The sequence below is a fragment of the Streptomyces rubrogriseus genome (genome assembly GCF_027947575.1).
Lineage (GTDB): Bacteria > Actinomycetota > Actinomycetes > Streptomycetales > Streptomycetaceae > Streptomyces > Streptomyces rubrogriseus.
Window position 1 is genome coordinate 7794598 of sequence record NZ_CP116256.1, and the last position, 19420, is coordinate 7814017.

Annotated in this window: 20 protein-coding genes; 14 read left to right on the top strand and 6 right to left on the bottom strand. The window is 69.4% G+C overall.

Going from position 1 to position 19420, the window contains the following annotated elements:
* Positions 1-142: 142 nt before the first annotated feature.
* Both Sru02f_RS35060 and Sru02f_RS35065 read right to left on the bottom strand, forming a co-directional pair.
* Positions 143-727 (bottom strand): hypothetical protein, encoded by a 585-nt coding sequence (locus Sru02f_RS35060; RefSeq protein WP_109035665.1) that lies wholly within the window; start codon positions 725-727, stop codon positions 143-145.
* Positions 714-1346 (bottom strand): hypothetical protein, encoded by a 633-nt coding sequence (locus tag Sru02f_RS35065; protein ID WP_109035663.1) that lies wholly within the window; start codon positions 1344-1346, stop codon positions 714-716. The genes Sru02f_RS35060 and Sru02f_RS35065 overlap by 14 nt, the downstream gene beginning before the upstream one ends.
* A gap of 141 nt (positions 1347-1487) precedes the next feature.
* Here Sru02f_RS35065 and Sru02f_RS35070 point away from each other — a divergent pair, with 141 nt between their 5' ends.
* The 3 genes from Sru02f_RS35070 to Sru02f_RS35080 are packed head-to-tail and all read left to right on the top strand — an operon-like array spanning position 1488 to position 3566.
* On the top strand, positions 1488-2159 hold the full coding sequence (locus Sru02f_RS35070; protein ID WP_174855218.1) for a hypothetical protein: 672 nt from the start codon (positions 1488-1490) through the stop codon (positions 2157-2159).
* Positions 2150-3238, top strand: a complete 1089-nt coding sequence (locus tag Sru02f_RS35075) for a hypothetical protein (RefSeq protein WP_109035661.1) — start codon at positions 2150-2152, stop codon at positions 3236-3238. Before Sru02f_RS35070 ends, Sru02f_RS35075 begins: the two co-directional genes overlap by 10 nt.
* A gap of 22 nt (positions 3239-3260) precedes the next feature.
* Positions 3261-3566, top strand: coding sequence for a hypothetical protein (locus tag Sru02f_RS35080; RefSeq protein WP_109035659.1), 306 nt, complete (start codon positions 3261-3263; stop codon positions 3564-3566).
* Positions 3567-3570: 4 nt separating this feature from the next.
* Here the strand turns inward: Sru02f_RS35080 and Sru02f_RS35085 are convergent, their stop codons facing one another.
* A complete protein-coding gene (locus Sru02f_RS35085; protein ID WP_109035657.1) occupies positions 3571-4167 on the bottom strand; it encodes a hypothetical protein in 597 nt (198 codons plus the stop codon).
* A 104-nt stretch (positions 4168-4271) separates the two neighbouring features.
* Here Sru02f_RS35085 and Sru02f_RS35090 point away from each other — a divergent pair, with 104 nt between their 5' ends.
* The 8 genes from Sru02f_RS35090 (at position 4272) to Sru02f_RS35125 (ending at position 10292) form a co-directional block, all read left to right on the top strand.
* A complete protein-coding gene (locus Sru02f_RS35090) occupies positions 4272-5621 on the top strand; it encodes a putative T7SS-secreted protein (RefSeq protein ID WP_109035655.1) in 1350 nt (449 codons plus the stop codon).
* Positions 5618-6343: a hypothetical protein gene (locus Sru02f_RS35095; RefSeq protein WP_109035653.1), complete on the top strand. Its 726-nt coding sequence runs from the start codon at positions 5618-5620 to the stop codon at positions 6341-6343. Before Sru02f_RS35090 ends, Sru02f_RS35095 begins: the two co-directional genes overlap by 4 nt.
* A gap of 317 nt (positions 6344-6660) precedes the next feature.
* Positions 6661-6972, top strand: a complete 312-nt coding sequence (locus Sru02f_RS35100; protein WP_239106779.1) for a hypothetical protein — start codon at positions 6661-6663, stop codon at positions 6970-6972.
* Positions 6969-8183, top strand: a complete 1215-nt coding sequence (locus tag Sru02f_RS35105; protein WP_109035648.1) for a putative T7SS-secreted protein — start codon at positions 6969-6971, stop codon at positions 8181-8183. Before Sru02f_RS35100 ends, Sru02f_RS35105 begins: the two co-directional genes overlap by 4 nt.
* Before the next feature lie 33 nt (positions 8184-8216).
* Positions 8217-8795, top strand: a complete 579-nt coding sequence (locus tag Sru02f_RS35110) for a hypothetical protein (RefSeq protein WP_109035646.1) — start codon at positions 8217-8219, stop codon at positions 8793-8795.
* Between the two features lie 32 nt (positions 8796-8827).
* On the top strand, positions 8828-9460 hold the full coding sequence (locus tag Sru02f_RS35115) for a hypothetical protein (RefSeq protein ID WP_244941937.1): 633 nt from the start codon (positions 8828-8830) through the stop codon (positions 9458-9460).
* The gene (locus tag Sru02f_RS35120) at positions 9457-10038 is read left to right on the top strand and encodes a hypothetical protein (protein ID WP_109035642.1); all 582 of its coding nucleotides are present in this window, start codon (positions 9457-9459) and stop codon (positions 10036-10038) included. Before Sru02f_RS35115 ends, Sru02f_RS35120 begins: the two co-directional genes overlap by 4 nt.
* Positions 10035-10292, top strand: coding sequence for a hypothetical protein (locus Sru02f_RS35125; RefSeq protein ID WP_109035639.1), 258 nt, complete (start codon positions 10035-10037; stop codon positions 10290-10292). Before Sru02f_RS35120 ends, Sru02f_RS35125 begins: the two co-directional genes overlap by 4 nt.
* A 33-nt stretch (positions 10293-10325) precedes the next feature.
* Here Sru02f_RS35125 and Sru02f_RS35130 read toward each other — a convergent pair whose 3' ends face one another.
* On the bottom strand, positions 10326-10628 hold the full coding sequence (locus Sru02f_RS35130; RefSeq protein ID WP_016326975.1) for a WXG100 family type VII secretion target: 303 nt from the start codon (positions 10626-10628) through the stop codon (positions 10326-10328).
* A 285-nt stretch (positions 10629-10913) separates the two neighbouring features.
* Between Sru02f_RS35130 and Sru02f_RS35135 the strand changes: the two genes are divergently transcribed.
* A complete protein-coding gene (locus Sru02f_RS35135) occupies positions 10914-15491 on the top strand; it encodes an FtsK/SpoIIIE domain-containing protein (RefSeq protein WP_109035637.1) in 4578 nt (1525 codons plus the stop codon).
* 54 nt (positions 15492-15545) lie between these two features.
* Here the strand turns inward: Sru02f_RS35135 and Sru02f_RS35140 are convergent, their stop codons facing one another.
* Entirely contained in the window at positions 15546-17279 is a 1734-nt protein-coding gene (locus Sru02f_RS35140; protein WP_373103668.1) for a serine/threonine-protein kinase, read from the bottom strand.
* A gap of 75 nt (positions 17280-17354) precedes the next feature.
* The gene (locus Sru02f_RS35145) at positions 17355-18203 is read right to left on the bottom strand and encodes a menaquinone biosynthetic enzyme MqnA/MqnD family protein (protein WP_109035635.1); all 849 of its coding nucleotides are present in this window, start codon (positions 18201-18203) and stop codon (positions 17355-17357) included.
* A 292-nt stretch (positions 18204-18495) separates the two neighbouring features.
* Here Sru02f_RS35145 and Sru02f_RS35150 point away from each other — a divergent pair, with 292 nt between their 5' ends.
* Positions 18496-18699 carry a cold-shock protein gene (locus Sru02f_RS35150; protein WP_003974443.1) on the top strand — a complete coding sequence of 68 codons (204 nt, stop codon included), beginning with the start codon at positions 18496-18498 and terminating at the stop codon, positions 18697-18699.
* Positions 18700-18853: 154 nt separating this feature from the next.
* Entirely contained in the window at positions 18854-19414 is a 561-nt protein-coding gene (locus Sru02f_RS35155; RefSeq protein WP_331478600.1) for a class I SAM-dependent methyltransferase, read from the top strand.
* Positions 19415-19420 lie beyond the last annotated feature (6 nt).

Sequence of the window (19420 nt, forward strand, 5' to 3'; positions counted from 1 at the left end):
GGCGGCTGTCGCCGACACGGTCCGGCGCAGGCAGCGGTACATCTGGCCTGCCCGGATGCCCTGATGTACGCGGTCGTCTTCGTCTTCACGAGCGTTCTCGCCGGAGCCGTCGTGGGCCTGGTTTGCCTCCTTACCCTCGCGACTACCGGGCGGCCGCGCGGCTCTTCCCCCTGCCCTTCTTGCGCAGCTTCCGCAGGCGTTCCCGCTCCAGCACACGGCGCACTTCGGGGACGGCTCGACGCCGCCGGTAGGTGAGCCACCCCAGGACGGCCACGCAACCGACGTATACGAGGAGCGCGGGCCCCGTCCCCGGGACGTACGAACAACCAAGCTCGTACAAGCGGCAGTTCTTGCCTCGCAACCCGCTGAGCAGGAAGAGGGGCGGCGCGACGGCAGCGACGTAGCACACCCCGCGGACCATGCCGCGCAGCACCCCGGACGCCTTGCCCGAGTCGCCCGGCACCGTACTGCCGAACCTCTCCGACAGAGCGCCACCGCACCCCAGGAGAGTGACCATCCCCAGCACTCCCCCGACGCTCCAGGCACCCCCGGGCAGCCCGTACAGCACGGGCGCGCTCTCGCGAGCGGCCCACCTCGACCCTCCGAACACGCCGACGAGCACCGCCGCTCCGACCGCGACGAACAGCACGAGTCCGACGCCGTCCCGCACCCGGAACAGACGGTTGCGATCCGTCGCCGCGTCCCTCAGTCGCTCACGCTCCGTCATACGCCCGATCCCACCTGCTCTGCCGCACGCCACCCCACGTGCCCATCACTACGGCCGCCCCGAAGAGCGTCGCCAGGAGCACGCCGTTGGAGTCGGTACGTCCGTCGTCGGGACTCGCGACGCCTTCGGGGTCGTATCGCACCCGCAGCTCGTCGCCCTTCGACGTCGAGTCCCGGCACCCGTCGCTCTCCGAGAGCGAGGGCGAGATGTCCCGTCCGTCCACGGTGCGCAGTTCGCAGTGGTTGGTGCTGCTGTAGTCCGCGCTGACGACCACGGCGTCGGCGGACACACCCCGGTCCGCCAAGGCGGTCGCGCCCCCGGACGCCGTGCCGAAGATCCCCAGGGCCACCCCGGCGATCAACGGCACGATCAACTGCCACGCCACTTTCCGCTTCCTGCGCGGCACGCGGCGCAGCAGGAGCACCGGGACCAGGAGCGACGCCAGCGGGAGGATCAGAATGGCGAACAGGCCGCCCACCCCACGCACCACGGTCGGAAGCGGCACGACGGGCCCCAGCCAGGCCAGTCCGAGCGAACCCCCGGCACACAGCAGGCTGAACGCCAGCCACCGCACCAGGTCGGACCTGGCCGCCCTGTCCCGGGATATGACATCAGCCACGTGACTCCTCGTCCCTCGCCAGCCCCTCGCGTGTCCGGAGCACCGTAGCGATTCCCGAGGCAGTTCACTCTGGCGAAACCGGGAAGCACGCAGATACCGTCAGTAGCCTTGACCTCACTTCTGTCTCACGGGGAGTCCACTGTGAAGCGCCGCTCTTTGCCCGTTGCTGCCGCGCTCGCCGCCTCAGCCGCCTTGCTGCTGACGGCCTGCGGGGGCGGGGACGACACGTCCAGCGACAACGACAAGATCGCGGGAGCGGACCAGGGGTCTGCGACCCCGAGCGAGACAGCCGAGTCTTCGGCCGCACCGGCGGAGGACAAGCCGGACGGCGTGGACCTGTCCCTTCCGAAGGACATGAACCTCGTCTTCGACTGGGACAAGCCGAAGGACAAGAACGAAGCGGCCGCGATGGACGACGCGGCAAACTACGTTCGCGCCATCTACCGAGGCGTCGACAAGCGCACGACCAGGGACGCCTCCTTGGCCGCGTACGCCACTGGAGACGGGCTGAAGTACGCGCACACACAGATCGAGGCCCGGCTCGAAGGCGACTGGACGTCGACCGGCACCCGCCGCCACTACCAGGCCACCACTCGGTCCGCCCCCAACGGCAACTCGGTGGAAGTCGCGTTCTGCGTGGACTCGAGCAAGTTCTACTCCAAAGAGGTCAAGACCGGGAAAGTCCTGAAGGGCACACCCAGCATCACGGACTTCGATTACTTCAAAATCATCATGTCCAAGTACCCGACAGGGGACGGGATGTGGCAGGCATCCAAGGTGTTCGTCGAAACAAAGGCGGCGAAATGTCAGTGACGACGTCACGGCGCACGGCCCTCATCACCGGCCTGGCTGCCCTGACGCTGGCCGTGGGCACCTCCCTCGCGGATCCTGCGCACGCGGGAGAACAGCCGAGCAACGGCCAGGGCGCCGACACCGAACAGTCCGGCGGCGGCGACAAAACGGGCATCTACGCCGCCGCACGCATCACGTACTCAGGATCCGTCGCCCCCAACGGTGGCACCGGAAACGTGACGTCCGCCGACGTCAACTGGACTCCCCCGCCCTGCTGGTACGCCCCCTACCTCGGCGCCAAGGACTTCAAGAAGGAGATGTCCGCCGAGATAGAGGAGGCCGCGAGCGCACCCGGCATGACCGGGACACCCGCCGCAGCGATCGGCCAGACGAAGGCGCACTACGAGGACGAGTACGGCTGGACGGACACCCCCGGGTACAAGGACTACAACGTCGCCAAGGACGGCGAGGGCATGTTCTGGGCCGGCGTCGAGAATCCCAACGAGCCCGACTTCCTCAAGCGGAACTCCTGCACCGACCTCCCGTTCTGGGTCGACGACGGCGAGGCCCCGCCGCCCCAGTACGAGGAGGCCATCACCCCGGAGATACTCGCCGCCCTCGCGTACCAGCACATGGAGCTGCCCGGCACCGAGGTCACCCTCGCCCCCGCCCAGACCACGAAGGTGAACCTGCCGACCTGGGCCTGGCTCGACAAGGCCGACTTCCACGAGGTCCAGGCCACGGCCGCCATCAACGCCCCCGGCTTCGCCCTCACGGCAACGACCACCGCCAAGCCCGTCTCCCTCAGGTTGGAGCCGGGCACTCCGGACGCCGTGACCTACCCGGCCTCCGGCGAGTGCACGATCAACGACGACGGCTCCATCGGCGAGCCCTACGCCAGGGGCGACGCCGACCGGACCCCACCCTGCGGCATCAAGTACCTCCGCTCCTCCGGAGACGGCACCTTCGACCTCCAGGCCACCATCACCTGGGAGATCGCCTGGACCGGCACCGGCGGCGCGGGCGGCGACCTCCCCGACGGCACCTTCGAGAACGGACAGGCCGTCACGGTGCAGGAAATCCAATCGGTCAACCGATGACAACCCCACGGAGCAGGCACACATGTCGTTCCTGAAGTTCTTCTCCGACGAGGTCAAGGAGATGGCGAGAACGCTGGAGAACAGCGGCGGCCGCATGAAGGAGGCGTCGCAGGAAATGAAGCGGGCCGACTCCAGCCAGGTCGGGCACTCGGAACTCCAGTCCGCCTGCGACGACTTCGCCGATTCCTGGGACTACGGATTCGGGCAGTTGTCCAAACTGACGAAGGGCGTCTCCAAGTTCGCCGACAAGGCGTCCGAGGAGTTCCTCAAGATGGATCAGACGCTGTACGACGAGCTGAAGAAGTCCGCGACGAAGCCCAAGAAGTGACTGCTCACGCCTCGACGCGCGGCGGCCACTCCACGCCCGCCGCGGACAGGCGGTTGAGATGTGCGCGCCTCCGCCGTCGCGTCACTCCGAGACCAACGAGGTAGAAGGCGAAGAAGGCGAGCCAGATCACCACCGCGACGAGGACGTTCCTCACCGTGTACCCGGGAAAGATGAGGAAGATCGCCATGACGACCGGCAGAATGAGGATGTTGCTCAGGACGCGCGGGTTGTACCGGCCGCTGGCGTCGACGACCATCTGCGAGTAGAGCAGTGCCACCCGGGGCCGCGCCTCCGGGACCGGAGTGAGGCCGAGTCCCGGGCGCATGCCGGGCAGCGGGGTCCGGCCGGAAGCCTGCTGGTGAGCGGCCTGGAGAGCGGTGGCCCGCGCCCGGGCGTCAGGCATGCGGACGAACAGGAAAAAGGGATTGTTCAGAGCGGCGTTTCCGGGGGCGTGCCCGACGTAGCGATATCCGAAGCTCTCGGCGACGTACGCGAATGCCGCGAATTTCTTCAGGCCGGGGAAATGCGGTCTGACCGTGAACTCGCTCGCCTCCTCCGCGACAGCCTTCATCAGCTCGTTCAGGAGATGCCGTTCATCCATGACCGTCTCCTCCTCGGCTCGTACGGGGACGGCCCCATCGTGACATACGGCTGCCGCTGGTAACTTACCGGCTCAGCCGGCACAAAAGCACGGGGAGAAGTCCGATGAGTTCCGAAAAATACCCGAATCTGGGGTTCGATCCAGCACCCGGCGATCTTGAGGCCGTCCGGGATCTGGTGAAGGCGGTGGGCCGTGTCACCAGTGGCAGCGACACGGCCCAGACGGAGCTGAGCAAGATGGGAACGGCGGACGGAATTTGGGCGGGCAAGGCCGCCACGTCGTTCCAGGACACCTACTCACCTGTTCCTCCATACCTGAAGAAGGCGCTGGGGTCGCTGGACACCGCGCACCGGGCCCTCAGCAGCTGGGAAACGCAGCTGGACGGATTCCAGTCCAGGGCACGGAAGCTGGAGGAAGAAGCGGCGGAAGCCACTCGGAAGGTCAACTCCGCACAGACCGCGGTGAATTCACTGCCCTCGTCCACCGAGGGGCTGTCGGACGCGGACGAGAAGAAGCACGAGAAGGACTCCAAGGAGAAGAAGAAGTCCCTGGAGACCGCCGCCGGCGAACTGACCGCGATCCGCAGCCGGGCGCACTCGCTCCAGAGCGAGCACGGACAGGCAGCGGCAGACGTCACGCGTCTGGTCAAAGGAGCCGCGGACGACGCGCCTCCCGAGCCTGGCTGGTTCGAGGAAGCGCTGGACGCGGTGGGAGACCTGCTCTCGGACGCCTGGGACACCATCACGGACCCGAACTTCTGGAAGCTGATCGGCGACGTACTGGCCGACATCGCGATGGTCGTCGGCGTTCTCGCGATCTTCTTCTCCGGCCTCGGTGTGGCCGCGTTCATCATCGCGGGGCTGGCGCTCGCCTTCCACCTGGCCGCCAAGGCCGGCGGAGCCGACGTCACCTGGGAGACCATCGCGTGGGACGCCGTCGGTGTGTTCGCCGGCGGCCTCAGCCTGGCCGGCGCCCGGCTCGCCCAGTCCGGCCGCGCCCTCGTCAACGCCGGCCGGGAACTGAGGCTGTCCTCCGGCTTCATGAAGGCACTCGGCAACGTCCGGTTCGGCAACCTCCTCAACGGCCTGCGCGGGCTTCCCAGCGGCGTCGCCAACTCCGCACGGGGACTGGGCATGGCCGGCAAGGGCTGGTCGTTCGTCGCCGCCGGTACCGCCGTCGACAAGGCGGCGACGTGGGCCGGTGCCGCGCTGGCGATCGGCTCCAACATGCACAACGGCACGTGGGACCAGGGGAGGTGGACGGACGGCGAATTCAAGATAGGGGACATCCCGGTCGTGGGCCCGTTCATGGACTACTTCGGTGCCACCGACGACGGCGAGGTCATGGCACCCGGGCCGGCGTCCCCCACCTTCGACACGCAGACCGCCCTCAGCTCGTCGGGCGGCACCTTCACCAAGCACCTCGACCCCTCGCAGATGGGTACGGCCGCATGAGCGCGGTGTCCCACGGCCCGACCGGTGACATCGAGCGCGGCGCGACCGCTCCGTTCCACTACGCCTTCCACCACGACGTCCCGGACGAGTTCGTCCGGCTTCCGGAGCCCACGGAGTCCGACGGCTGGCGCGAGGCCATGGCGGAACTGCTGCCGGGGGCGGACGCGGAGGCACGGGACGCCGCCAGTGAGGGCCTGCGCCGCCAGCTGCCGCTGTTGAGCGCCCGGGAGAACGTGCTCCTCACCGCCATGTGCGTCGGCACGGAGGAAGTGGACGGCGGGGAGCGCCTGTCCATGGGCCTGCTCTCGGTCACCGTCCGCCCGAGCGAGCACGGCCCCGCCCGTCGTCTCTTCACCGCCGAGGGCATCTACCGGGCGACCGCCAGGAAGTTCTTCTCCAACGTCGCCGAGGACCGCCTGGAAGAGATCAGCTTCCCGCTGGGAGAGGGCCTGCAAGGGCCGCAGGACATGGTGCTGGCCACGAAGCTTCCGTGCGGCCCGGGTGTCATGTCGACGTCCCTGCGCACGCTGCGGCTGCCCGCGATCGATGCCGGGATCGCCGTACCGCCCCTTCCGATGGCAGCCCTGCAGCTGATCGTCCCGGCGCCGCACGGGTACTGCGTGTACGTCACCATCTCCACTCCGTCGGTCTTCCTGCTGGACTCCTACAGCGCACGCCTGGCCCACATCGCCCGCACGCTCGGATTCGGCGACCCGACCTGAAACGCCGCCGCGCCGACCCGCACTTCGCCACGGTCTTGTGTGTCCACGGCCACACAGGCGCATCCTCCGCGAATTGCCCTGCTTTCCGGCGCAATTGACCCTGGCGAACCACGACCCACGCCTATACCGTCAGTAGCCTTGATCGCACTTCTGTCCCACGGGGAGTCCACTGTGAAGCGCCACCCCTTACCCGTTGCCATCGCACTCGATGCGGCAGCACCGCCACTCACGGCCGGTGGCGACGAGGATCACGGATCCAGACCAGTGGCATGCACTGGCCTGCGCAGGACTCCACGGCGATCAGGGGGACAAGCGTCATGAGCGACAGAACACGAGCAGATCTCGAAATCATACGAGACTGCTCCGACTCACTGTTCCGAATACACCGCGAGTTCAAAGAGCACGGGAACCCCGCCGAAGAATACAGCGACGAGCTGGGCAGCAAGGACCTGCGTGACGTTTTCGGAGAGTTTTCAGACACCTGGAAGAAGACTCGAAAGAAACTCATGAAGGACATCGAGAATCTGGCGAAGTTCACCAAGACCGCGGCGGACACGTACGACGACGTCGATCACAAGCTTGCCGAGGCCCTCCGGGATGCACGCAAGAAGTCGAAGGGGAAGAAGTGAGTTCGCGGCCACGCGATTGGGAACCTCTCCACGACGGCGACCCCATACCCGGAGACCCCTACGAGGTCGCCGGACTCGGCAAGAAGCTCCGCAAGATGGCGGACGAGATCGACAAACAGTCTCGAAACATCAGAGCACTGTCGTCCGTCGACGGATGGGACAGCGACGCCGGGCGCGCCTTTCACGAGATAGCGGACGGCGCATCGGGTCGCCTCAAGCGAGCGTTCGATCGCTATGACGAAGCGGCCAAGGCGTTGGGCACGAAGGTGGTCGACGGCGAGGAATCGAAAGAGTACGCCAGCGAGTTGCATCGGGCCCAAAAGGTCGCGGACAAGGCCCTTCAGAAGTACCGAGAGGCGGAGACGGATCACAAAACCGCCATCGGCGACCTCAAGCAGTACGAAGGGACTGTTCCGTCACGCGACGACGTGACGGACCGCACTCGTCTCGAGAAGAAACGTGACGCCGCCATGGGTGTCATCCGCGAGTGCCACAGCGAAATCGGACGAGCCAAGATCATACGTGACGACGCAGCGAAGGCGGCTGCCAAGCACATCAAGAACATCGTGCATCACGACGGCGTGCGCGACCCCGGCGGCATCATGAATTTCCTCGCCGACTGGGCCGACAGACTGTCCAACGTCTCAGCGATCCTGTCCGTACTGGCAGTTATATGCGCCTTTGTGCCTCCACTCCAGATCCTGGCGCCGATCTTCGCGGGCCTGTCGGTTGTCACGAGCGCCCTGGCCTTGGCAGGGCACGTCTACGACATGACGGTGCGCGGCGGCAAGTTCAGCGCGTCACGACTGTTCTTCGACGCCTTGGGCGTGATGCCGGGGCTGGGAGCACTGAAGGGGTTCAGCGCCCTCAAGGGGCTCAAGGGACTGTCCAAGCTGCGCGGCATACGGTTCAGTGGCGGCGCCGCGCTGGAGGGTGTCGGCTTCAAGTTCTTCAACGGTATCGCCGTCAACACGGTGAACAAGATCCTCGCGAAGGCCGGGAAACCCGTCATCGCGGGGGAAAAGCTCACCGCCGCCATCAAAACAGGCGGTTTCGCCAGTGCCATGGTGAAGATCTTCACCGGTCATGACGGCAAAGCGACCGGCGACCCGGGAGACCCCGGAGTCCCGCCGAAGGTCACGCCCAGCCCTTCACCCCAGCCGGCTCCCACACCTTCGCCCGCACCCTTCCACACTGCCCTGGCCCGATAGCCCCCGAGCCCCCACACAAGGAGAACGACTTCGATGCCGGCAGAAGATCACGAGCTCGGACCGGACGAGTACAAGGCCCGCGGCAACATCGTCAGGAAGATGGTGCCCGGCGAAGTACTGGCCCGCGTGCCGGAAGCGCGGGAACTGGCAATCTCCGAGGGAAGACGCCTGCACTACGACTTTCTTGATGACGCAGCCGTCCTCAAGCTTTTGCGCCTTCGCCACTTGGACGACGTGAAGCTGCACAGCGCGGGAATGAAGCTGGGTATTCCTTCCGCGCTGATCATCGCAGCCTCGTTCGTCTACTGGGGCGGCTACGTCCAGTACTGGGAATCAACGAAGTCCCAGACCATGTACTACGCGGCGTGCGGTGCGGTCCTTGCCGCCATCCTCCTGCTCTACGTCGTCTCACTCACCCGGCACTGGGGAAACCGACCGCGGCAGAAGATGCGTGCCCGAGCGGCCGCCTACCGGAAGATCGCGCACGTCGCCGCGGAGCATGGCGCGGAGCTGCCCGGCTTCTACCCGCACTACGGCGCCTACCCCTTCGCCGCCACCTTCCACGCCGACGCGGCGGAACTGGAACTGCCTGACGGAGCGACCTCGCGATGACTACGGCCACCTCGGAGAACGGACTTGCCTCGGTGTCCGAGGGCGAGGCGGTCCACGTTCGCTGGATCATGCCCGAGGGCTTCTTCGAGTTGCCCATGGATGTGGAATCCATCGACGAACTCGCTGACGAGCTGATCTCTCTGGCCCGGCGGGTGATGCCGGACGCGCCCGAGAACATGCAGTACCAGTGGGCTGCTCTCTGCGCGGGCAACTACGACGCCTTCGTCGAGGGCGGGATCCAGTACGCCGGATTCGTCATCACAGAGGTCGACGGCACACGCTGCACGGCCACGGTCCATGTCTCCATGACGGAGCTCGCGGAAGAGGCCCGACTGCGCCCGACCCTTGCCACGGCCGGGGCGCTGCGTGACCTCGGTCAGGGCGAGGTCACGGAGATCGACCTTCCTTGCGGTCCCGCGGTGTCGTTGATCGGGGCCCGGCAGTCCGTCGTCGACGCGGCGCTCGCCCCCTCCGGGCATGACGAACCGTTCTGGACGTCGTTCATCCAAGCTCACGTCCCCCTGCCCAACGGCACTGTCGTCGTGCTCGAAATGGTGACTCCGACGCAGGAAGGGTGGGACGTCTTCTCCGCCATGTTCGCCGGTATCCTCAAGTCCCTCTGCTTCTTCGACGACAAGGGCACGCCCGTGGGGCTCGGCACGTGACGACGACCCGACGAAGCCGGCCACCGGACGACTATCGGCTCCTCGTCCCTCGTGACTGGTTCCGCATCGACCTGATGGTCGACCGATGGCGACCCCAGTTGAAGAAGTTCGTCGACCAACAGGCAACGCGCAGGCAGATGTCCACCGATGCCGGTCGCGAACTCTGGGCCTCCTTGCGCAACGCCGTGGAGACCGGTGTGTCCCAGGGAGCTCTGGAGCTCTACCTGCGAACGGATGTCGTCGCCGGTACGGGTGCCCCGGCGACTCTGATGGTCTCCCTGCTGCCCATGCGAGACGCGCTGCAGGCCTCGCCGGAAGAATTCGCCCAGGCCTTGCGGGGCCGGGAAGAGGGCGGAGCGACCGTCTCGGTCTCCAGCTTGCCGGCCGGACCCTGCGTACGCGTCTCCACGACGACGGCACTTGACTACTACGTCGAGATGCCGGGCGGGGCGGGCTACATCCTGCTCTCGTTCACCGTCCCGCTGAGTGGTGTGCAAAGCCCCTTGGGTGAGCTGTGCGAGGCCATGGCCGGCTCCTTGCGTTGGATCCACGACGCCGCACCACAGGAACAGCAGTGATCTGGAAGCCGGGCCCGGGTGAGATGCTCCTCGCCCGGGTCCCCGTCACCTTCGCCACGGGCGCTGCCATGCGGGTGAGGGAGCTGGACGGCTATCACCTGGAGGACCTGTCCGTCGAAGACCTGTGGCTGTGGAAGAGCCTGTTCAGACCGACGCCCCCGTCGGCCGGGGCGTCGGCGGGACAGCCGGGCGGCAGGCCTGTCGCTGACGGGCGAGGTTCACTCGGCGTCCGCCCGCCCGGCGCACGACGGTGACGTCGCGCGCGCCGGGCGGGCGTCCTGGGAGCGCTACTTGCTCCGCGCCTGCTTCGCCAGTTCGTCGTCGATCTGCTCGAACTTGTCGGCCGCCATGGTGAGGTAGTCGCCCATGCCGTCGAGGCCGTCGAGGGTGTCCTTGGCGCCGCGGGTGAACTCGTCGAAGTTGTCGTCGAAGGCCTTGGAGGAGGACTTCGTGACGTAGCCCGACTCGACCAGGTTCGCGATGTACTTGCGGAGGCCGTCGAGCTTCTCCTGGAGCTTTTCCTTCTCCTTCACGACATGCTTGGCGGCATCCCGCATGTCCTGATATGTGATGTCAAGGTCTTTGGGCATGAAGCCGCTTCCTCTCACAACGCCGCAGGGCCAGCCCCCGTGGCTCCTCGTTTGCGGATCGAACCGGCGCACCGGTCACGCCGGTCGTATGACACGACCGATGTGATCGTCCGCTCTGAGGCAGCAGCTTACGGGGGAGGCCAGTGGTGTCACATCCCTGCGTTGCCAACGGGAACGTCCGGTCACCGCCCTGTTGCCGGACCGCGACACCCAGCGGATATCGTCGCCTGGACTGTGAGCCGTGGTGTGGAAGCGGCCGCAGGGGCTCGCCTGGGGAGGACAAGCGTGCGACTGACTCTGACCGTCGTGGATCCGTACGGCGGGCGCTCCGCCGACGTCGTGCTCGACGCGGACCCCGAGTCCACCGTCGGGGACATCGCCGAGGAGCTGGCCAAGCAGGTCGGGGTCGCGGGCGCGCAGGTCATCCCCATCGGGCATCAGGGCCAGGCGGGCGCCGGCGGTGCGCCGCTCGTCTACGTCGACGGGTACGCCGTCGATCCGTCCGCCACGGTCGTCGGGTCGCCACTGCGCGAGGGAGCGGTCGTCAGTCTGCAGGACCCGTCCGGGTGCCTGCCCGGTGAGCCCACCGGGCTCGTGGAGTTGCGGGTCGTGGGCGGGCCGGGTGCCGGGTTCGTGCACCGGCTCGGGGTGGGGAAGTACGACATCGGCAGCGGGCCGGCCGCGTACGTCCGGATCGAGGACCCCGAGGTCGACGCCCGCGCTCTGACCCTCTCCGTCGCCACCGACGGCACCTGCAAGGTCGCCGTGCACTCGGACAAGGAGGGCGTCACCCTCGACGGGGAGCCCGTCGGGGAACGGGACGGCGACGACTGGCCGCTCGGGGCGCAGATAGCGGTCGGGAACTCGCTCGTCGAGCTGGCCCGGTACGCGCCGCCCAACGCCGCGCTCAAGTGGTCCGAGGACGGGGTGGGACTGGACTACAACCGGCCGCCCCGGCTGCGGCCGGCCGAGCGGCAGACCAACTTCCGGCTGCCCTCGTCGCCCCGCGACTACGAGGCCCGGCCGCTGCCCTGGCTGATGGCGTTGACGCCGCTCGTCGGTGCCGTGGTCGCCGTGATGGTGTTCGGGCGCTGGTACTACCTGATCATGGCGGGTCTGAGCCCGATCCTCCTGTTCGCCAACTACTTCAACGACAAGAAGCACGGACGCAAGTCCCACGCCAAGCAGGTCAAGGAGTACGAGGAGCAGAAGGCGCGGATCGAGAAGGACGCGCAGGCCGCGCTGGTCGCCGAGCGGGACGACCGGCGGCAGGCCATTCCCGATCCGGCGGTCGTGCTGTCCGTGGGGACCGGGCCCCGGACCCGGCTGTGGGAGCGGCGGCGCACCGACCGTGATCACCTGCTGCTGCGGGTGGGGACCGGGCAACTGCCCTCCGAGGTCGTGCTCGACGACCCCGAGCAGGACGACCACCGGCGCCAGGTCACCTGGAAGATCGAGGACGCGCCCGTCGCGCTGTCGCTGCGCACCCTCGGGGTCGTCGGCATCGCGGGGCCCGGGGACTCGGCCCGGTCGCTGGGGCGGTGGGCGGTCGCGCAGACCGCCGCGCTGCACAGCCCGATGGACGTGCAGTTCTACGTGCTGAGCGAGAACTCCGCCCAGAGCGAATGGGACTGGGTGCGGTGGCTGCCGCACTCCCGGCCCTCCGGGGGGCAGGACGTCAACGTCCTGATCGGTACCGACGCCGAGACCGTCGGCGCCCGCATCGGCGAGCTGACGCAGATCCTCGACGCCCGCAAGAAGGCCGCGGAGCAGAAGGGCGGCGGAGCGCAGGGCTCCAGTTTCACCGATCCGGACATCGTGGTGGTGTGGGACGGCTCGCGGCGGCTGCGGTCGCTGCCCGGAGTCGTACGGCTGCTGCGTGAAGGGCCGGCGGTGTCGATGTTCGCCGTGTGCATCGACGCCGAGGAGCGGTTCCTGCCGGGTGAGTGCCAGGCGTTCGTCGTCGCCGAGCCGAGGGCCGAGGAGAGCGGGCGGCAGCGGCGGGACGAGGAGGCGCAGCCCGCGCGGCAGGCCGCGGGGGGCTTCCCGTCCTTCCAGGCGTGGCACACCAACGCCCCGGCCGAGCCCGAGCAGCGGGCCCGTGCCGAGAAGCTCAGGCTGCGGGTCGAGGAGGCGGGGGTCGAGCGGATCACCGGCGTACGGCCCGACTTCGTCACGCCCGCCTGGTGTCTGCGGCTGGCGCGGTCGCTGTCCGCGCTGCGGGACATCAGCGGCGAGAGCGAGGACTCGGCGCTGCCCGGGGCGAGCCGGCTGCTCGACGTGCTCCAGCTGGAGCCGCCGACGGCCGACGCGATCGGCGCCCGGTGGCGGATGGGCGGGCAGTCGACGATGGCCGTCATAGGCGAGTCGTACGACGGCCCCTTCGGCATCGACATGCGCAAGGACGGGCCGCACGGCCTCATCGCCGGTACGACCGGTTCCGGCAAGTCCGAGCTGCTCCAGACCATCGTGGCGGCCCTCGCCGTCGCGAACACGCCCGAGAACATGACCTTCGTCCTCGTCGACTACAAGGGCGGCTCCGCGTTCAAGGACTGCGTCAAGCTGCCGCACACCGTCGGCATGGTGACCGACCTCGACGCGCACCTGGTCGAGCGGGCGCTGGAGTCGCTGGGGGCCGAGCTGAAGCGGCGCGAGCACATCCTGGCCGCCGCCGACGCCAAGGACATCGAGGACTACCAGGATCTCGTCAGGCGCGATCCCTCGCACGCTCCGGTGCCCCGGCTGCTCATCGTCATCGACGAGTTCGCCTCCATGGTGCGGGACCTGCCCGACTTCGTGACCGGCCTCGTCAACATCGCCCAGCGAGGACGCTCCCTCGGCATCCACCTGCTGCTCGCCACCCAGCGTCCCAGCGGTGTCGTCTCCCCCGAGATCCGCGCCAACACCAACCTCCGGATCGCCCTGCGCGTGACCGACGGCGGCGAGTCCAGCGACGTCATCGACTCGCCCGAGGCCGGGCACATCTCCAAGAACACCCCGGGCCGCGCCTACGTACGCCTCGGCCACTCCTCCCTCGTGCCCTTCCAGTCGGGGCGTGTCGGTGGCCGTCGCCCCGGTGCCGCCGATCCCGCCGCGCTCGCGCCCTGGGTGGGGCCGCTGGGCTGGGAGGAGCTGGGCCGGGCGGCGCTGACCAAGCCGAAGACCGAGTCCCGCGAGGACGACGAGATCACCGACCTCAAGGTGCTGGTGGACGCGGTGCGCGACGCCAACCGGTCGATGGGCATCCCGGCCCAGCACAGCCCGTGGCTGCCCGCGCTGGACGAGAAGCTGCTGCTGGAGGAGATCGAGGTCCCGGCCCTCGCCGGCGCCGCCCCGGGCAAGCTGCCGCCGGCCCCGTACGGCATCGAGGACCTGCCCTCGGACCAGGCCCGCCGCCCGGTCGTCGTCGACTTCGCGAGCTTCGGGCACCTGATGATCGGCGGTGCTCCGCGCAGCGGCCGTTCCCAGGTGCTGCGCACCATCGCGGGTTCGCTGGCCCGCACCCACTCCACCGCCGACGTCCACCTCTACGGCATCGACTGCGGCAACGGCGCCCTCAACGCGCTGACCCGGCTGCCGCACTGCGGCGCGGTCGTGGGCCGCAACCAGACCGAACGGGTGGTACGGCTCGTCAACCGGCTCAAGGGCGAGCTGTCGCGCCGTCAGGACCTGCTGGCCGACTCGGGGTTCGCGGACATCGGTGAGCAGCGGGCGTCGGTGGAGGAGGGTGAGCGGCTGCCGCACATCGTCGTCCTGCTGGACCGCTGGGAGGGCTGGGTGCCCACCCTCGGCGAGGTCGACCACGGCTCGCTGACCGACGAGTTGCAGACGATGATGCGCGAGGGCGCCAGCGTCGGCATCCACCTGGTCCTGACCGGCGACCGCACGCTGCTCGTGGGGCGCATCGCGACCCTCACCGAGGACAAGTACGGTCTGCGCCTGGCCGACCGCAGCGACTTCGCCTCGCTCGGCATCCCGTCCCGCAAGGTGCCCGAGGAGATCCCTCCGGGCCGCGCCTTCCGCAACGAGGCCGGTACGGAGACGCAGTTCGCGCTGCTCTCCGAGGACACCACCGGCCAGGGCCAGGCCGCGGCGATCACCGCGATCGGCGAGGCCGCCACGGCGCGCGACGCCGACGTCCCGCGCGCCCGGCGCCCGTTCCGCGTCGACAGCCTGCCCAGCCGGATCTCCTTCCCGGAGGCCTGGGAGATGCGCGACCCGGAGGCGTCCCGCTCCAGGCTGTGGGCGCTGATCGGCATCGGCGGCGACGAGATCGTCGGCTTCGGCCCCGACCTCGCCGACGGCGTGCCGTCCTTCGTCATCGCGGGACCGGCCAAGTCGGGCCGCTCCACGGTGCTGATGAACGTCGCCCAGTCGCTCCTCGCCCAGGGCACCCGGCTGGTCGTGGCGGCGCCCCGGCAGTCTCCGGTGCGCCAACTGGACGGCGCCGAGGGCGTGCTGAAGGTCTTCACCGGGGACGACATCGACGAGGACGAGTTCGAGGAGCTGATCGACGGGGCGAGCCCGGAGGAGCCCATCGCCGTGCTCGTCGACGACGGCGAGATCCTCGAGGACTGCGACGCCGAGAGCCAGATGAAGAAGATCGTCTCCCGGGGCGCCGAACGCGGCCTCGCCCTCGTCATCGCCGGTGACGAGGAGGACGTGTGCAGCGGCTTCTCCGGCTGGCAGGTCGACGCCAAGAAGGCCCGCCGCGGCATCCTGCTCTCCCCGCAGGAGTCCTCCAGCGGCGACCTCATCGGGCTGCGCGTCTCGCGCCAGATGGTCGGCGGCCAGGTCACTCCGGGCAAGGGCATGCTGCACCTCGGCGACGGCGAACTGCGCACGGTCGTGGTGCCGGGCTGAGCCGGTGGAAGGGGGCGGGGCCCCGGCCCCGCTCCGCACCTCCTTGCCGCCCCGCTACCCGACCTTCGACAGCCGTGCCTTCGGCCGCCCCGACTCCTCGCTCTTCGACGCGTAGTCGAGGTCGTCTCCGACCGGGGTGAAGGTGACCGTGGTGGGTGCGGGGTTGCAGCCGTCGTGGTTGCCCTCGGCGCCGACCGACCCGGCGACGAGCTGCTTCTCCGTCACCTTCTTGAGGGTGATCACGTCGACGCAGACGCCGCCCAGCGCGTCGGTCTGGCGGAGCCTGCCCAGTTCCTGGCCGGCCTTCGCCTGCTTGATGGTGATCCGGAAGGTGCCCAGCGGCAGCTTGCCGTCCAGGGCGGCGGCCTGGCCCTCCCAGGTGCCGACGTAGCGCGCGGGCAGCCCGCCGGGGGTGGCGGCCGGGGGATCGTGGGAGGCCTCGTTGCCGCCCGCGTTGTTCGCGTCGTTGCCCGAGCCCGGCAGCAGGTCCAGGACGAACACCGACCCCACCGTCACCGCCGCCAGCGCGCCCGCCACCGCGAGTGCCACGGTGCAGCTGATCCGCCGGCCGCGTCCCTGGGCGCCCTGCGTCGAGGTCGCCGCGACGGAGAGGGCGAGCCTGCCCGGAGGGTGCGTCGGGCCCGCCCCGGCGCCCGCGTCGTCGTTCGGTGGCCCGGAATCCCTCGGGCCGGGAACGGACGGGTGGCCGGGAGAAGGCGCAGGGGCAGGTGGCGAGGGTGGGTACGAGGGCGACGTGGGCGTCGGCATCACCGGGGGCGGGCCGAAGACACCGGACGCCGGGGTCGCCACCCCGGCGTCGCCGCCCGCCGTGACCGACGGCCGGCTGAACCCCACCGGCCCCGAGGCCCCGGTCTCCGCCTCCCGCTCCCCCGCCTCCAGGTTCAGCAGCCGTACGGCGCTGCGGCTGACCCGCTCCACCAGCGCCCCCGGCAGCCAGCCGCCGGTCACCAGGCGGGCCGCGCCCTCGGGGGCCAGGCGCCGGGCCACCTCGGCGGGGGCCGGACGGGCGGACGGGTCCTTCGCCAGGCAGGAGGCGACCAGCTCGCGCAGCTCCCCGTCGTCCAGGCCGTCGAGGCTCGGCTCCTCGTGGACGACCTTGTAGAGGAGCGCGGCCGAGGAGTCGCCCGGGAAGGGCGGCTGCCCCGTCGTCGCGTACGCCAGCACGGCCCCCAGCGAGAAGACGTCCGCCGCGCCGGTCACGCCCTTGCCGAGGATCTGCTCGGGGGACATGTAGCCGGGGGAGCCGATGGACACGCCCGTCGAGGTCAGGGACGCGGTGCCCTCGGTGGCGCGGGCGATGCCGAAGTCGATCAGGAGGGGGCCGTCGAGGGTGAGCAGGACGTTGGACGGCTTCACGTCACGGTGGACCAGGCCCAGTTCGTGCACGGCCGCCAGCGCCTCGCCGAGGCCCGCGCCGAGCGCCCGTACCGAGTGGGCGGGCAGCGGCCCGCCGTCCGCGACGGCCGCCGTCAGGGACGGGCTGGCCGCGTACGCCGTAGCGACCCACGGCACGCGCGCCTCGGGGTCGGCGTCCAGTACGGGTGCGGTCCAGGCGCCGCCGACCCGGCGCGCGGCGGCCACCTCGCGCCGGAACCGGGCCCGGAACTCCTCGTCCAGCGCGAAGTGCGGGTGCACGATCTTCACCGCGACCGTGCGGCCGCCGGCGCTGCGGCCCAGGTAGACCCGGCCCATGCCGCCGGAGCCCAGCCGGCCGAGCAGCCGGTAGGGCCCCACGGCGGTGGGTTCGTCGTCCTCGAGCGGCCGCATGGCGTCCACCCCTCCCCCGTACGCCGACACCTGTCAGCAGGGTAGTGGGCCGCCCGCGGCGACGCCCCGGCCGTGTCAGGGCTTGAGCAGCTCCACCTTCACGTCCGCCGGGAAGCCCGTGGTGGGGCCGACACGGCGGGCGAACTCCGTGACCGCCTCCAGCTGCGGGGCGCCGAAGCGGAAGTCGAGGGTGGTGAAGTACTTCGCCAGGGTGTCCTCGTCGAAGGCCTCCCAGCGGGCGGCCTGCTCCGCGACCTTCTCCACCTCCTCCAGGGAGAGGTTGCGGGAGGCGAGGAAGGCCTCGTGCACCTTGCGGGTGATGTCCGGCTCGCGCTCCGCGTAGTCGCGCCGGGCCGCCCAGACCGCGAAGACGAACGGCAGGCCCGTCCACTCCTTCCACAGGGCGCCCAGGTCGTGCACGTCGAGGCCGTAGCGCGGGCCGTCGATCATGTTGGCGCGCAGGGCCGCGTCCCCGATGAGGACGGCCGCGTCGGCCTCCTGCATCATCAGGCTCAGGTCCGGCGGGCAGGTGTAGTAGTCCGGCTGGACGCCGAACCGTTCCGCCAGCAGGAGCCGGGCGAGCCGTACGGAGGTGCGCGAGGTCGACCCGAGGGCGACCCGGGCGCCGTCCAGGCGGTCCAGCGGGACCTGGGAGACGATCACGCACGACATCACCGGGCCGTCGCAGCCGACGGCGATGTCGGGGAAGGCGACGAGGTCGTCGGCGTTCTTGAGGAATTCGACCAGGGTGACGGGACCGATGTCGAGATCACCGCGCACCAGCTGCTCGCTGAGCTTCTCCGGGGTGTCCTTCGTCAGCTCGAAGTCGAGGAGCGTGCCTGTTCTCGCGAGCCCCCAGTACAGGGGCAGGCAGTTCAGGAACTGGATGTGGCCGACACGCGGCCGGGTGCGAGAATTGTCCACATCGCGAGGCTAGCCCTCCGCCCGCATCCGCCCGTCGGCGACCCCCGGCGTCAGCCGAACGGCGCAGGCGTTCAAACGTCCGGGTGAAGTGATCTTGACCTCTGTTGCGCTCGGGGGCCTGCGTGCTAGGCTCACAGCAAGTTGCAGTTTGGTTTCCCTTGCAGTACAGAGCCTGCGGAGCATGTGACCGCGGGCTCTCGTCGTTCTCAGACGTATGCAGTTGTGCGGCATTCAAAGTCTTCACACTTGCTGGTTCTGGAGCAGGGCAACCCTTTGGGCCCAAGGAGGGCTTATGGCTACCGGAACCGTGAAGTGGTTCAACGCCGAAAAGGGCTTTGGTTTCATCGCCCAGGAAGGCGGCGGCCCGGACGTCTTCGTCCACTACTCCGCGATCAACGCTCAGGGATTCCGTTCCCTCGAGGAGAACCAGCAGGTGTCCTTCGACGTCACGCAGGGCCCCAAGGGTCCGCAGGCGGAGAATGTCACTCCTGTCTGATTGACAGCAGTACCCAAGGAGCCCCGCGCCGGTTTCGGCGACGGGGCTCCTGCCCTTTATGAATCCTTCGTGAACTCCTCACCGGGACCCGACTGTCACCACCCGGACCTTCTACGACGCCATCGCCGAGGACTACCACGCCCGCTTCCGCACCGTGCTCGACGACGCCCCGCTGGACCGGGCGCTGATGGGCGCCTTCGCCGAGCTGGTCGGACCCGAGGGGCAGGTGGCCGACCTCGGCTGCGGGCCCGGCCTGGTCACCGCGCACCTCGCCTCGCTGGGCCTGCGGGTCTTCGGCCTCGACCTGTCCTCCTCGATGCTGGCGATCGCGCGCCGGGAGAACCCGGGGCTGCGGTTCGAGCAGGGGTCCATGCTGGACCTCGACCTGCCGGACGGCGCCCTCGCGGGGGCGGTCTCCTGGTACTCGTCGATCCACACGCCGTGGGAGCGGCTGCCGGACCTCTTCGGCGAGGTGCGGCGCGTGCTGGCCCCGGGCGGGCACCTGCTGCTCGGCTTCCAGGTCGGTGACGAGCCCAACCACCACGACCGCCCGTGGGGCCACCCGGTCGCCCTGGACTTCGAACGGCGGCGGCCGGAGCCGATGGCGGAGCTGCTGGAGCAGGCCGGGTTCACCGTGCTGTCCCGGACGGTGCGGATCACCGAGGAGACCACCCTCGCCCAGGTCCCGCAGGCGTTCCTCATCGCCCGCCGCTGACCCCAC